The following is a 14,109-nucleotide window of genomic DNA, read 5'->3' on the forward strand; positions in this document are numbered from 1 at the left end:
CTCCCCGATCCCCTGTCCGGCCAGGAGGGGCGGCGGCTCCTGCCCTGCCCGGACAGGGGGCCGGGACTCGGGTTGCGGGATCAGGCCGTCACCGGTCCTTGGCTGCGGGTCAGATGCCGGGCCCGTTGACGTAGGTGAAGCCGCCTGCGACGAAGGCGTTGCCTCCGCTGGTGGTCACGGTGACATTGGAGGGACCGGGAGCGCCGTCAGGGGTGGGCGGGGTGACGACGGACAGGGTGGTGTCGTCGATGACGGTGAACGGCGCGGGCGTGCTGCCGAAGGTGACCGACTGGGTGGTGGTGAAGCCGGTGCCGGAGATGGTCACCACGGTTCCGCCCGAGGGGGGACCGGAGTTGGGGCTGAGTGTGCCGATGGTGGGGGCGTCGACGTAGGTGTAGGTCAGGCCGTTGTTGGTGCCGCCCGCGGTAGTGACGCTGACGCCCACCGGGCCGGCTGCCGTTCCCGCCGGCACCGTGACGGTCAGCTGGCTGTCGTTGACCACGGTCGGGGTCGCGGAGACGGCGCCGAAGTGGACGGCGGTGGCGGTGGACAGGCCGGTGCCGTTGATGGTGACCGTGTTGCCGCCCGCGGTGACGCCGGTGTCGGGGCTCAGGCCGGACTTGAACGGCGCGCCGACGTAGAAGAACGACAGCGGGTTGCTGGTGCCGCCCGGGGTGGTCACGGTCACAGGAACTGTGCCGCTGCCGGAGGGGGAGGTGGCAGTGACCGAGGTAGCCGTGTTGCCGGTGATGGTGGCCAGTTTGGAACCGAAGTGCACGGCGGTGGCGTTGGCGAGGTTGGTACCGGTGATGGTGACCGTGGTGCCGCCACTGGTGGATCCCTGATTGGGTGAGATGGGCATGACTGTCTCCTTTAGTTGGGTCAGTGAGGAACGACGAGTGGAACCGGGCGGGCTGCCGTTCGTCGTTAGCGAGGGAAAGGCCCTTTTCCGCGTCAGAGCCGGCCTGGTCGCCGGGGCCTTCGCCGCCCGCGTTTCGCCATCGTGATCGCGGTCACCCGGATCTGGGTACGGGCGGTGGCCGGGTCTGCAGCCAGTCCCTGGAAAGGGGGACGGCCCAGACGACAGTCACGGAGTACGGACCCCTGCGTAACGCATGTCAGGTTGCGCGAGCCACTGCACCAGCCAGTACCAGGCGCACGGCATCAGCGGGTCCAACTTCCTGGGCAAGGGATCCCATGACGGCGCCATGACCGGCAACTCAGCCTGGCTGGGCACCCAGGACGGTCAGCGGGGCAAGCCGGCTGACGCTCTCCGGAAGAGGATGGGCGGCCCACCGGAATTGGGCATAACCAGTAATCCATGGGGGTGAATACGTCCGCAATGGCGTTGACGCGTATTCGCCCGGACGGAGGAGCGCACGACGACGGCGCAAGCAAGGCTCAGGAAGCCGCCGGTTACTCCTCCGCCATCGCGGCCAGGTCCTGCCCGGTGGGAAGTACCGCCCCGCTACGGCTCCCGCGCCGCTCCCGCCCACTACGCCCCCCGCCCCCGCTACGCCCCCACCCCCGCTACGGCCGTCGCGCCGCGCTGTGTGTCCCGCGCCCGGAGCCCCCGCCTCCCCTTAGCCCGTGGCTCACCGCCACCCCGAGCGCCAGCGCCGCCAGGTGCCCGGCGTCGGTGAAGGTGCGCCCGCGGCGCAGCACCGGACGTGCCGTCAGCGCCAGCAACCCGGCCGTCGCCACCGTCCGTACGGCACGGTGCGGGACCGTCGCGGCGAGGGCGCCCACCATCGCCTGGAAGCCGTAGCTCGCCCCGACGTCGAGGGCGCGCGCGGTCGCGTCCGGGGGATCGGTCCGTACCCGGCCGCGCAGCCCGGCATGGACCAGCAGGCTGGCCCCCAGGTGCCCGGCCGCGAACACCCCTGCCGCACGGGCCGCGCCCCAGCGCACCTCGGCCGTCCCGAGGACGGCGAGCAGCGCCGCGCCGTACGGCACCGGCAGCGGTGCCTCCACGAACGCGGCGCTGGTGACCAGCGTCTCCCACCGACCCGCCCGTAGATTGGCGACGTTGGTGGAGTGCCGGCGCAGCAGCTCGGCACGCCGTCGCTGCGGCAGCCGCGCGGTGGCGTACGCACCGAGTTGTACGGCACCGACGTACAGCGGCGCGGCCCAGGGCAGCCGGGGCGCCACCTCAGCCACCCGCCGGCAGTCGCTTGCGCCAGTCCAGCGGGCTGACCTCGATGACCCGGTCCGGATCGCCGTCCCACTGCACCGGCAGCCCCGCCCCGGTCAGCGCGGCCAGCACCGTCCGCCCCACCGCGGTCCGCCGCTCCGCCGGTGCGCCGTCCTCCCCGGGGCCGGCGTAGGCGCCGTACCGGACCGCCAGCCCGTGGCCCTCCGCCGCCGCCTCGGTGTCCTGGTAGTGGAAGAAGACGAAGCCCCGGTCACCGTCGGCCCGTTCGGCTCCGATCTCGCCGATGCCGCATCCGCTGCAGCAGCTGAAGTTCATCCGGGCGGTCAGCCCCTGCGACCCCAGCGCGGCGAAGGCCTGCGCGACCCGGTCCGGGTCGGTCACCTCGGGCCACCCGGCCTGTTCGGCCAGCCGCTCCTCCCACAGGCCCGCGACGATCCGCCGCGCCGCCTGGACCGATATCTCCACCTCCGCGGGGTCGAAGGCGTCACGGACGCCCTGTACGACGTCGTGGAACCCCCAGAAGCCGGACCGGATGTCCTTGCGGGCCTGCTCCTCGGCGGCCGCGCGGGTGTCGGGAGCCAGCTCCGGCGTGCCGTAGAGGTCCGCCGGCTGCCAGTCCAGCGCGGTACGCCACGCCTCCCCGCCGCGGGCCCAGTCCAGGAAGACCTCGATCACCACTCCGGCCTCGCCGGTTTCGGCGCGGAAGTGGCGCTCCGGCGCACCGTCGCGGTACTGGACCTCGTACGGTCCGTCGCCGTCCCGGTAGGTCTGCACATACACCTGGGGCTCGTCCGACAGCCGGTCGACGACCACGAAGTGGTCGTCCTCGCCGCCGATCCGCCGCAGCACCGCGGCGAGGTCCTCGGCGGCCGGGCGGGTGAGGACCGGCCCGGTCTCGGTGGTGACGCTGATCGCAAGCATGTTCCCAGCCTGCCAGCCGCCACTGACAGCCGTCCCGCCGCTGACCGTCGTCTCCGCCCGCCCTGACCCGCGCCGCGCGGGCGCGCGTCCACGCGCAGGGGCCGGGCCCACCGGCCCGGCCCCTGCGCCGTCCTTCCGCAGCGGTATCCTGCCGCCGCGCCGGGTCTTGGCCCGGCTCAGACCTGCTCGCGCCGCGCCAGCTCCGTGCAGCAGGTGTCCACCATCAGCCGGGTGACCACGTACGGGTCGACGTTGGCGTTCGGCCGACGGTCCTCGATGTAGCCCTTCTTATCGACCTCGACCTGCCAGGGGATCCGCACCGAGGCCCCGCGGTCGGAGGCGCCGTAGCTGAACTCGTGCCAGGGGGCGGTCTCGTGGGCACCGGTGAGCCGGTCCTCGATGCCGGTGCCGTACTGGCGGACGTGCTCCATCGGCTTGTCGTCCGCGCCCAGCGCCTCACAGGCGGTGATGATCGGGTCGTAGCCCTCCCGCATCGCACGGGTGGAGAAGTTGGTGTGTGCGCCCGCGCCGTTCCAGTCGCCCTTGGCCGGCTTGGCGTCCAGCGAAGCGGTGACGCCGTAGTCCTCGGCGACCCGGTGCAGCAGCCAGCGCGCCACCCACATGTGGTCCGAGACCTCCAGCGGCGCCAGCGCGCCGACCTGGAACTCCCACTGACCGGGCATGACCTCGGCGTTGATGCCGGACAGTCCGAGGCCGGCCGCCAGGCACAGGTCCAGGTGCTTCTCGACGATCTCCCGGCCGAAGATGGCGCCGGCGCCCACCCCGCAGTAGTAGTCGGCCTGCGGAGCCGGGTAGCCGCCGCCCTCGGGGAAGCCGAGCGGGCGGTCGCCCTTGAGGAAGGTGTACTCCTGCTCGATGCCGAAGAGCGGCTCCTGGCCGGCGAACTTCTCCGCCACCGGGCGCAGCAGCGCACGGGTGTTGGAGGGGTGCGGGGTCAGGTCGGTGTGGAGCACCTCGCAGAGCACCAGCAGGTGGTCACCGCCGCGGATCGGGTCCGGGCAGCTGAAGACCGGCTCCAGTACGAGGTCCGAGGCGTGGCCTTCGGCCTGGTTGGTGCTGGACCCGTCGAAGCCCCAGCGCGGCAGGGAGCTGCCGTCGCGAAGGATCTTGGTCTTGGAGCGGAGCGTGGCGGTCGGCTGGGTGCCGTCGATCCAGATGTACTCGGCCTTGATGGTCACGGGGGGTCCTCTGGTACGGGGTGCGGGGACGTATGCGGGCGTTGCTTCGCACTCTCGCAAGGGGCGATTTCCCGTCCGTTGCTCATTTGTGAACCGCAGGTTACTCAGTCGGACATCCCGCCGATTCGAAGGTGACGCCTGTCATATGCCAGGGATTACCTGGCCTGAGCTGGTGGGGTGCGCCCCATCGTTACGGTGCGGAGGGGCGCCCGGTGGGCGACCCGGTCGTCCGGGCACCCGATGCGGGCACCCGATGTGGGCGCCGGACGGCTGGGCCACCGGGCGTGTGCCCTGCCGGGCGTACGGCCCGCTGGGCCCCGCCCGCCGCGCCGCCGGCTCCATGCCGCCGGCCCCATGCCCGCCCGCCCTGGGCCGCCCTCCGCGCCCCAGCCGCTGACCGCCTCCGCCCGCGCGCCGCCCCCGCCCCCGCCCGCGCGCCGCCTCCGCGCCGCCCGCCGCCCTCCGCGGCACACTGACCGGCATGACGACCCTGCGCATCGGACTCCTCGGCACCGGCCCCTGGGCGCGCGGTGTCCACGCCCCCGCCCTCGCCGCCCACCCCGGCGTCGAGCTCACCGGTATCTGGGGCCGCCGGGCGGAGGCCGCCGCCGCACTGGCCCAGGCCCACGACAGCCGGCCGTACGCCACGCCGGAGGAGCTGTTCGCCGATTGCGACGCCCTCGCCTTCGCCCTGCCGCCCACCGTCCAGGGCCCGTTGGCGGTACGCGCCGCCGACGCCGGCCGCCACCTCCTGCTGGACAAGCCGGTCGCCACCTCGGTACCCGAGGCCCGCGCGGTCGCCGAGGCGACCGAACGCGCCGGCGTCGCCTCGGTGGTGTTCTTCACCGCCCGCTTCGGCCGGGAGGAGGGCGCGTGGATCGCCGCTCAAGCGGCGCTCGGCGGCTGGTTCACCGCGCACGCCGACTGGCTCTCCCCGGTCTTCTCCGACGGCGCCACCAGCCCGTACGCCCACTCGCCCTGGCGCCGCGACAAGGGCGCCCTGTGGGACCTCGGCCCGCATGCGCTATCCGTCCTGCTCCCGGTGCTCGGCGACGCGGAGTCCGTCACCGCCGCCCGCGGCCCGGCTGACACCGTCCTGCTGACGATGCGTCACAGCAGCGGGGCGGCCAGCTCGGCGACCGTTGGACTGACCGCCCCGCCCGCCGCGGCCGGCGTCGAGGTCACCCTCCGCGGCGCCGCCGGCATCACCGCCCTGCCGCACCGGCAGCACGGGCCGGAAGCGGCCTACCACCACGCCGTGGACGCCCTGCTCGCCGCCGTCGGCAGCGGACTGCCCAACGCCTGCGACGTCCACTTCGGGCTGCGGGTCACCGAGATCCTCGCCGCCGCGGAGCAGACGCTGACCCCGCTGATGCCTCTGCCGTCATGAGCACATGGCGGAATTGGTCATGGAGGGCATCAGCGCGTCGACGTAGCGTCGGGGCCACCAACGGGCCGCCGGCCCGCCGCCACCTCGAAGGAGCCCCGCCATGCCGCCCGCCACCGGATTCACCAGCTACGTCGATGCCATCCTCGCCACCCTCGCCCGCGACCCGTCGCGCACCGTGCTGACCGGCCCGGAAGCCCCGGCCGGCGGCGGCGGTCCCGGCACAGGGAGCCGCCCCGAGGTCACCGCCGGCGAGTTACACGCCACCGTCCACCGCATGGCGGCGGTGTTCGCCGCGCACGGCATCGGCCGCGGCCACACCGTCTCCGTCCTCAGCGGCAACCGCCATGAGGCGCTCGCCGCCCGCTACGCCGCCAACCTCCTCGGCGCGCGGGTCGTGCTGCTCTACGACGGGATGGCCGCCGAGGCCCTGGCCAAGGTCGCCGAGAGCGCCGAGACCGTGCTGCTGCTGGTCGACCCCGACCTGTCCGGCACCGCGGAGGCCCTGCTCGGGCACCTGGCGGGCGCGCGCCCCACGGTCCTGACCCTCGGGCCGACGCCGGGCCGCACCCTCGGTCCCGACCTGCTGGCCGACTGCGCCGCGCTGCCGTCCCCCGAGCGCGAAGGAGCAGGGGGGACCCCCTTCCCCGCCGTCGCGAGCGCCGCCGGCCCCGAGGACGACTGGTGCATCCGGTACACCGGTGGAACCACCGGCATCCCCAAGGGAATCCGGATGGCGCACGGCCCGTACGCCGCCCTGGTCGCCCAGATGGGGTCCGCAGACGGCGCGCCGCCCCGCTTCCTCGCCTGCACCTCGCTCGCCCACCTGGCGGGCATCCTCTCCGACGTCGCACTGGCGGCAGGCGGGAGCGTCGTACTGCACCGCGCCTTCGACCCGGGTGCGGTGCTCGCCGCCATCGACCGCGAGCGGATCACCCACCTCTGGCTGCTGCCCCCGCTGCTCTACCGCCTCCTGGACGACCCGGCCCTGCCCGGCACCGACCTCGGCTCGCTCACCAGCATCAGCTACGGCGGCTGCGCGGCCTCCCCGTCCCGGCTGATGGAGGCCGTCAAGGCCTTCGGCCCGGTGCTCTACGGGATGTACGGGATGTCCGAGGCGCTGGCGATCACCACGGCCCTGCCGGAGGACCATCAGCCGACCGGCCCGGGCGGCCGGATCACCGTCGGCCGCGCCCTGCCCGGCGTCGAACTCACCGTCCGCGACGAGGCGGGGAAGATCCTGCCGACGGGGGAGCAGGGCGAGATCTGGGTGCGCTCCGCCAGCGTGATGACCGGCTACTGGAAGCAGCCGGAGGAGTCCGCGCGGGCGCTGCCCGGCGACGGCTGGCTGCGCACCGGTGACGCCGGGTGCCTCGACGACGAGGGCCGGCTCTACCTCGTCGACCGGTTCAAGGACCTGATCATCGTGGTGGGCGGCCATGTCCACCCGGCGGAGGTCGAGGACCTGCTGCACACCCACCCGGCGGTCTCCGAGTGCGCCGTCTTCGGGGTGCGGACCGCCGACGAGGCGGAGGAGGTGCACGCCGCGGTCGTCCCGCTCCCGGGCCGCGCCGTCGACACCGGTGCCCTCCGCGCCTTCGTCACCGAGCACAAGGGCGCCCTCTACGCCCCGGCCGCGGTCCACCTCGTCGACGAGATCCCGCTCACCCCGGTGGGCAAGCCCGACAAGAACCGCCTGCGGACCCGTACCGCGGCGGGCTGAACCCGGCAGGCCGGCGGTCGCTGCGCGCTCGCGTCAGGGGGCTTACCGGGGCGGGCGCTCCCGGGTTCTCCGGCCGCCCTTCCCGGCCCCCCACTGCCCTCCGACCGCCCTTGGTGGAGCCCCTTCGCGGGGCTCCTCCGTGGGGCCGGTCGGAGCGCCCAAATCCCCGCTGGCCAGGGGCTTTTGTCAGTGGTGCGCCGTAGAATGGGAACCAGTCAGTGAGGGATTTCCCCAGCTCCAGGAGGGCGCCGATGACCGCTGCCGCCACACTCATGACGAAGCCTCTTCCGGCCCACCCGCTGCCCAAGAAGCCGCTGCCCGCCGGATGGCCGCGCGAGCGCTACGAATCGCACAACCGCCGCCTGAAGGCCATGCGGCTGGCCATAGCCCTGCTCGACACCGGGGTCTACCGCCCCGAGCAGGCCCACAACCGCAGGATCCGCAGCACCGCCCAGCAGATCGGCGTGCACACCCCGTCCGACGCGACCTGCCGGATGGTGCGGGCCCTGATCTACGACCAGTGCTGACGCCCCACCGGCCGGCGCCGGCGGTCCGCACCGACCGGTGACGGCACGGGCGGGCGGCCCGGGAGCTACTCCCCGGGCCGCCCGCCCGTTCCCTTGTCCGTGCCGCCCGTTCTCTTGTCCGTGCCGCCCGTTCCCTTGTCCGTGCCGCCCGTTCTCTTGTCCGTGCCGCCCGTTCCCGCGTCCGCGCCGCCCGTCCCCATGTCCTCGACCTCGGCCAGCGCCTCCGCCAGCCAGGCCACCCAGAAGGTCTCCAGCCCGATCCCGGCCCGCAGCACCAGCCGCCGCAGCCGGTCCTCCGGCGCCGAGGCGGCCCCGAAGTCGCGGCCCTCGATCTCCTCGTACTCCGTCAACTGCCGCCGGTGCAGCGCCAGATGGCGGCGCAGCTCCTCGTCGAGCCCGGACCGTCCCACCACCGCCGCGGCCCGCAGCCGCAGCAGTAGCGCATCGCGGATGGGCTTGGACTCCTGCTCCCGCGAGGCCCATGCGGTCAGCTCCGCCCGGCCCGCGGGCAGCACCTCGAACTCTTTCTTCTGGCCCCGGGCCGGCTGGTCGGACGGCAGCGCCCGGATGAACCCGGCCTGCTCCAGCTTCCCCAGCTCGCGGTAGATCTGCTGGTGGGTGGCCGACCAGAAGTAGCCGATCGACCGGTCGAAGCGGCGGGTCAGCCCCAGCCCCGACGACGGTTTCTCTAGCAGGGCGGTGAGGATCGCGTGCGGGAGTGACATGGGGGAATCCTAGAAAGCCCGGCCGGGGAGTGCCCCCGGCCGGGCCCGGCGTCACAGGGCCGCCGCAAGCTCCGTGCCCTGCTTGATCGCCCGCTTGGCGTCCAGCTCGGCGGCCACGTCCGCCCCGCCGATCAGGTGCGCCGCCCGCCCCTGGGCCCGCAGCTCCTCGTACAGGTCCCGCCGCGGCTCCTGGCCGGTGCACAGCACGACCGTGTCCACGGCGAGCGTGGTGGCGGTGCCGTCCACGGTCAGGTGCAGCCCCTCGTCGTCGATCCGCTCGTACGTCGCCCCGGCCACCATCGTCACCCCGCGGTGCCGCAGCTCGGTGCGGTGGATCCAGCCGGTGGTCTTGCCCAGCCCCGCGCCGACCTTCGAGGTCTTGCGCTGCAGCAGGTGCACCTGGCGCGGTGTCTTCGGCCGCTCCGGTGCCCGCAGCCCGCCCCGGTCGCCGTAGGAGGTGTCCACGCCCCAGGCGCGGAAGTAGGTCTCCGGGTCCTGGTTGGCCCCGTCGCCGGCGTCGGTCAGGAACTCCGCGACGTCGAACCCGATGCCGCCGGCCCCGACGACCGCCACCCGCTCGCCGACCGCCGCGCCGTCCCGCAGCACATCGAGGTAGCTGACCACGCTCGGGTGGTCGACGCCCTCGATCTCCGGGATGCGCGGCGTCACACCGGTGGCGACCACCACCTCGTCGTACCCGCCCAGGTCCGCGGCGGTGACGGGGGTGTTCAGCCGCACCTCGACACCGCGCAGCTTCAGCTGGGTGCGGAAGTAGCGCAGCGTCTCGTCGAACTCCTCCTTGCCGGGGATCCGCTTGGCGACGTTCAGCTGCCCGCCGATCTCCGCCGCCGCGTCGAACAAGGTCACCTCGTGCCCCCGCTCGGCGGCGGCGACCGCGCACGCCAGGCCGGCCGGTCCGGCGCCGACCACCGCGAGCCGCTTGCGCAGCCGGGTCGGCGAGAGCACCAGCTCGGTCTCGTGGCAGGCCTGCGGATTGACCAGGCACGAGGTGAGCTTGCCGCTGAAGGTGTGGTCGAGGCAGGCCTGGTTGCAGCCGATGCAGGTGTTGATCTCGTCGGCCCGGCCCTCGCGTGCCTTGCCGACGAACTCCGGGTCGGCCAGGAACGGCCGGGCCAGCGACACCATGTCCGCCCGCCCGTCGGCGAGCACCTCCTCGGCGACCTCGGGGGTGTTGATCCGGTTGCTGGTCACCAGCGGGACTGACACCGACCCCATCAGCCGCTTGGTCACCCAGGTGTACGCGCCGCGCGGCACCGAGGTGGCGATGGTCGGGATGCGAGCCTCGTGCCAGCCGATGCCGGTGTTGATGATCGTGGCGCCGGCCGCCTCGATCTCCTTGGCGAGCGTGATCACTTCCTCCAGCGTCGAGCCGCCGGGGACCAGGTCCAGCATCGACAGCCGGTAGATCAGGATGAAGTCGGGGCCCAGCCGCTCCCGGGTCCGCCGGACGATCTCCAGCGGGAAGCGCACCCGGTTCTCGTACGACCCGCCCCAGCGGTCGGTGCGCTGGTTGGTCGCCCCGGCGATGAACTCGTTGATCAGGTAGCCCTCGGAGCCCATGATCTCGACGCCGTCGTACCCCGCGGAGCGGGCCAGCTCCGCCGCCCGCACATAGTCCTCGATGGTCTGCTCGACCTGCTCGTCGGTGAGCGCGTGCGGGGTGAAGGGGCTGATCGGCGCCTGGAGGGCGCTGGGGGCGACCAGGTCGGCGTGGTACGCGTACCGCCCGAAGTGCAGGATCTGCAGCGCGATCCGCCCGCCCGCGGCGTGCACCGCCTCGGTCACGGTCCGGTGCTGGGCGGCCTCCGCCTCAGTGGTGAGCTTGGCCCCGCCCTCGTACGGCCGGCCCGCGTCGTTGGGGGCGATACCGCCGGTCACCATCAGGCCGACGCCACCGCGCGCCCGGGCGGCGTAGAAGGCGGCCATCCGCTCGAACCCGTTCTCCGCCTCCTCCAGGCCGATGTGCATCGAGCCCATCAGCACCCGGTTGGGGAGCGTGGTGAACCCCAGGTCGAGCGGGCTCATCAGGTGCGGGTACGGGCTCTCGGCGCTCATCGGGGCCTCCTTGCGGGGTGGACGTCCGCACCGTTGTAGACCAGCCGGACGTCCTTATGCAACAAGTTGCACAAACTGTGAGCGAGCCGACGCGGGCGGCGCCCCCGCCCCGCCGTGTGCGCCGGTCGCCGCCGGGCGCGTATCCGGCCCGGTGGAGGGGTACGACGAGGCGGCGGCCCGGAACGCAGGCCGGGGCGCCGAGGCCGCCCGCCCCCCGCACCGTGTGTCGGATCACAGACAACCACCCGGGCCCTGTGGCAGCGTCAAGTCCGGTTCATCACGGGGGAGTTGGAGCGGCATCGGTCGGGTCACGTACGTGGAGAGGAACGCATGAGCACCTTGGAAGCCATGACGCTGGACCAGGTGGTCGACACCGCCCGGTACCCCCTGACGGAGCCGGACGGCCCCGAGGTGCGGGCCGTGGTCTCCCGCGCCCGCCAGGAGCTGGACACCCTCGGCTGCACCGTCCTGCCGGACTTCATCCACCCCGCGCAGCGCGAGACCCTCCGACGGGAGTGCGCCGACCTCGCACCCCGCGCGCACTTCGACGTCGAGACCGTCAACGTCTACAACATCGCCGCCGACCGCTCCCTGCCGGCCGGCCACCCCGGCCGCCGGCTCTTCGAACGCGGCAACGCCTTCGTCGCACGGGACCGCATCCCGGCCGGCTCCCTCATCAGCCGCCTCTACGCGCACCCCGCCTTCCAGCGCTTCCTCGCCCACTGCTTCCAGCTGCCGCAGCTGCACGAGCTGGCCGACCCGCTGTCCGGTTTGGTCCTCAACGTCGTCGAGCCCGGCAAGGAACACCCCTGGCACTTCGACACCAATGAGTTCACCGTCAGCATGCTCACCCAGGACGCGGAGTCCGGCGGCGTCTTCGAGTACTGCCCGAACATCCGGTCCGCGCACGACGAGCACTTCGGCGCCGTCGGCGACGTCCTGGCGGGCCGCGGCGAGCGGCTGATCCGCCGGCTGCCGCTCCGCCCGGGCGATCTGCAACTCTTCAAGGGCCGTTACTCGTTGCACCGGGTGAGTCCGGTCCGGGGCGGCACCGCGCGCCACTCGGCGATCTTCGCCTACAGCGAGCGGCCCGGCGTCATCGGGAGCGTGGCCCGTACCCGTCAGCTCTTCGGCCGGGTACGGCCCGAGCACCTGGCGGCCGAGGGCCGGGCCGTCCGGGGCGACCGGCTGCTCGACTAGGGAGTTTGCTTTTGGATCTTCGTGGATCAGGGCGACCCCGGCCTGGTGGGGCGAGCGCATCCGCGCGTCCACGAAGATCCGAAAGGAGCGCCCCAGCCGCCTCGCCCCCCCGAGAGGAGGCCGTCCCGTCCCGGCCGGTGGACCGGCGCCCGCACGGGCCGGCCCACGGAGCACCCGACCTGCCTGCCTGCCTGCCTGCCCGCCCCGTTCCGCACCGCCCGTTCCGCACCCGACGAGCCGAAACGAGAGACCCGACGTGACCCACAGCCAGGGCACCCCCACCACTTCGCCGGCGGCCGCCGCTCCCGGCACCTCCGCGACCTTCGCGCTGGAGGACACCCTCCCGCGGGTACCGCTGCCCTCCCTGGAGGAGAGCTGTACGCGGTTCCTCGCATGGTGCGCACCGCTGCTCACCGACGAGCAGCGGGCGGCGACCGAGGCGGAGGTGGCCGCCTACCAGCGGCCCGGCGGCCCCGGCCGGGTGCTCCAGGCGGCCCTGGAGGAGTACGACGCGACCGACGGCGTGCACAGCTGGCTCGACACGTTCTGGCCCTACCGCTACCTCGGCCGCCGCGACCGGATCGCCCTCAACGCCAACTTCTTCTTCCTCTTCCAGGACACCGGGCAGTCCCAACTGGCCCGCGCCGCCGGCCTGATCGCCGCCTCCCTGCACTACAAGCACCGGCTCGACGAGGAACGGATCCCCCCGGTCCTGCTGCGCGACCGCCCCCAGACCATGGAGCAGAACAAGTTCCTCTTCTCCACCACCCGGATCCCCGGCGCCGAACAGGACACCGTCCGCGCCCCGTACACCAAGGAGTGGCCCGGCCCGTCCGACGCCCGGCACATCGTGGTCTTCTTCCGGGGCGGGATGTTCACCCTGGACGTCCTCGGCCCGGACGGCGTCCCGCACAGCCTGGACGAGTTGGAGGCCGGGCTGCACGCCGTCGTCAGCGCCGGCACCCAGGCGCCGCCGGCCGGCGCGGACGCCCCGGTCGGCCACCTCACCACCATGGCCCGCGCCGAGTGGGCCGCCGCCCGGGAGTCCCTGCTGGCCCACCACCCGGACAACGCCGCCGCCCTCGACGCCGTGGAGACCGCGCTGTTCTGCGTCTGCCTGGAGGACTTCGCGCCCGTCGACACCCAGCAGACCTGTGACGAGCTGCTGTACGGCGACCGGGGCAACCGCTGGTTCGACAAGGCCGTCTCGTTCGTCGTCTTCGCCGACGGACGGGCCGGTATCAACGTCGAACACTGCGACCTGGACGGCACCACCATCCTCAGCTTCGTCGACGACCTGTTGGCCACCCCCGCCGAGGAACACTCCCGCCGGTCCGGCGCCCGCCCCCAGGGCCTGCCCGCCCTGAAGCCGCTCACCTTCCACCTGGACGACGCCCTGCGCGAGAAGGTGCACTCCGCCGCCGAGGCGTTCGCCCGCTACGGGGCCGACACCGCCACCCGCACCGTCGCCTTCGACGACTTCGGCGCCGACACCGCCAAGTCCCTGGGCCTCTCCCCGGACGCCTTCGTCCAGCTCGCCTACCAACTGGCCCACCAGCGCGCCAAGGGCCACCTGGGCGCCACCTACGAGTCGATCGCCACCCGCCAGTGGCGCCGCGGCCGCACCGAGGCGATGCGGGTGGTCACCCCCGAGATCGCCGCGTTCGTCGCCGCCATGCAGGACCCGGCCGCGGACGCCGAGGCCCGCCGCACGGCCCTGCGCGCCGCCGCGGACGCCCATGTCGCCCGCGCCCGGCAGTGCCAGGCCGGCGACGCCCCCGAACAGCACCTGTGGGAACTCGAACTCATCCAGCGCCGCCGCGGGCCCGCTCTGGGCGTCCCCGAGCAGCCCGCCCTCTACCGCAGCCCCGGCTGGCAGATCATGCGCGACGACTACCTGAGCACCAGCTCCGCCCCCTCCCGGCACATCCAGTACTTCGGCTTCGGCTCCACCAGCAGCCGCTGCATCGGCGTCGCCTACGTCCTGCTCCCCGACCGCTTCCACCTCTACCTCAGCACGCCCCGCGCGGTCGCCGCCCCCATGCACACCTTCGCCGAGCACCTGCGCGAGGCCGTGCACGAGCTGCGCGAGCTGCTGTCCACCGCCCACCCGGCGTCCTGACACCCGCCCCCGCCGCGCTCCACCCCGCCGCGCTGCGCCCGCCCCGCCCCGCCACCGGCCGCCCGGCCGGCGGC

At 73.6% G+C, this 14,109-nt stretch carries 10 protein-coding genes and 1 pseudogene; 5 read left to right on the forward strand and 6 right to left on the reverse strand.

From position 1 onward, the window contains the following. Positions 1-109: 109 nt before the first annotated feature. The 4 genes from AB0G84_RS24300 to glnII all read right to left on the reverse strand — a co-directional run bounded on the left by AB0G84_RS24300 (position 110) and on the right by glnII (position 4,275). Complete coding sequence (locus AB0G84_RS24300; RefSeq protein ID WP_361324426.1) at positions 110-862, reverse strand: IPT/TIG domain-containing protein; 753 nt, start codon at positions 860-862, stop codon at positions 110-112. Positions 863-1,530: 668 nt separating this feature from the next. Beyond that, complete coding sequence (locus AB0G84_RS24305; protein ID WP_361324429.1) at positions 1,531-2,160, reverse strand: rhomboid-like protein; 630 nt, start codon at positions 2,158-2,160, stop codon at positions 1,531-1,533. Beyond that, positions 2,153-3,076, reverse strand: coding sequence for a hypothetical protein (locus AB0G84_RS24310; protein ID WP_361324432.1), 924 nt, complete (start codon positions 3,074-3,076; stop codon positions 2,153-2,155). Before AB0G84_RS24310 ends, AB0G84_RS24305 begins: the two co-directional genes overlap by 8 nt. 176 nt (positions 3,077-3,252) lie before the next feature. Then, entirely contained in the window at positions 3,253-4,275 is a 1,023-nt protein-coding gene (gene glnII / locus AB0G84_RS24315) for a glutamine synthetase GlnII (RefSeq protein ID WP_361324435.1), read from the reverse strand. A gap of 481 nt (positions 4,276-4,756) precedes the next feature. Between glnII and AB0G84_RS24320 the strand changes: the two genes are divergently transcribed. The 3 genes from AB0G84_RS24320 (at position 4,757) to AB0G84_RS24330 (ending at position 7,912) form a co-directional block, all read left to right on the forward strand. Further along, a complete protein-coding gene (locus AB0G84_RS24320; protein ID WP_361324438.1) occupies positions 4,757-5,665 on the forward strand; it encodes a Gfo/Idh/MocA family oxidoreductase in 909 nt (302 codons plus the stop codon). Positions 5,666-5,765: 100 nt separating this feature from the next. After that, entirely contained in the window at positions 5,766-7,385 is a 1,620-nt protein-coding gene (locus AB0G84_RS24325) for an AMP-binding protein (RefSeq protein ID WP_361324441.1), read from the forward strand. 272 nt (positions 7,386-7,657) lie between these two features. After that, positions 7,658-7,912: a hypothetical protein gene (locus tag AB0G84_RS24330; RefSeq protein WP_361324444.1), complete on the forward strand. Its 255-nt coding sequence runs from the start codon at positions 7,658-7,660 to the stop codon at positions 7,910-7,912. A gap of 197 nt (positions 7,913-8,109) precedes the next feature. Here the strand turns inward: AB0G84_RS24330 and AB0G84_RS24335 are convergent. Next, positions 8,110-8,637, reverse strand: a pseudogene (locus AB0G84_RS24335) (PadR family transcriptional regulator); the annotation flags it as partial. A 51-nt stretch (positions 8,638-8,688) separates the two neighbouring features. Continuing rightward, entirely contained in the window at positions 8,689-10,713 is a 2,025-nt protein-coding gene (locus AB0G84_RS24340; protein ID WP_361324447.1) for an NADPH-dependent 2,4-dienoyl-CoA reductase, read from the reverse strand. A gap of 330 nt (positions 10,714-11,043) precedes the next feature. On the opposite strand from AB0G84_RS24340, the gene AB0G84_RS24345 reads away from it, so the two are divergent. Together AB0G84_RS24345 and AB0G84_RS24350 are read left to right on the forward strand one after the other, a co-directional pair. Further along, complete coding sequence (locus AB0G84_RS24345) at positions 11,044-11,913, forward strand: arpA protein (protein ID WP_361324450.1); 870 nt, start codon at positions 11,044-11,046, stop codon at positions 11,911-11,913. Between the two features lie 328 nt (positions 11,914-12,241). Beyond that, positions 12,242-14,035 (forward strand): choline/carnitine O-acyltransferase, encoded by a 1,794-nt coding sequence (locus AB0G84_RS24350; RefSeq protein WP_361324609.1) that lies wholly within the window; start codon positions 12,242-12,244, stop codon positions 14,033-14,035. Positions 14,036-14,109 lie beyond the last annotated feature (74 nt).

Source organism: Streptomyces sp. NPDC020742, assembly GCF_040641675.1.
In the GTDB taxonomy this organism is placed as follows: Bacteria; Actinomycetota; Actinomycetes; order Streptomycetales; family Streptomycetaceae; genus Streptomyces.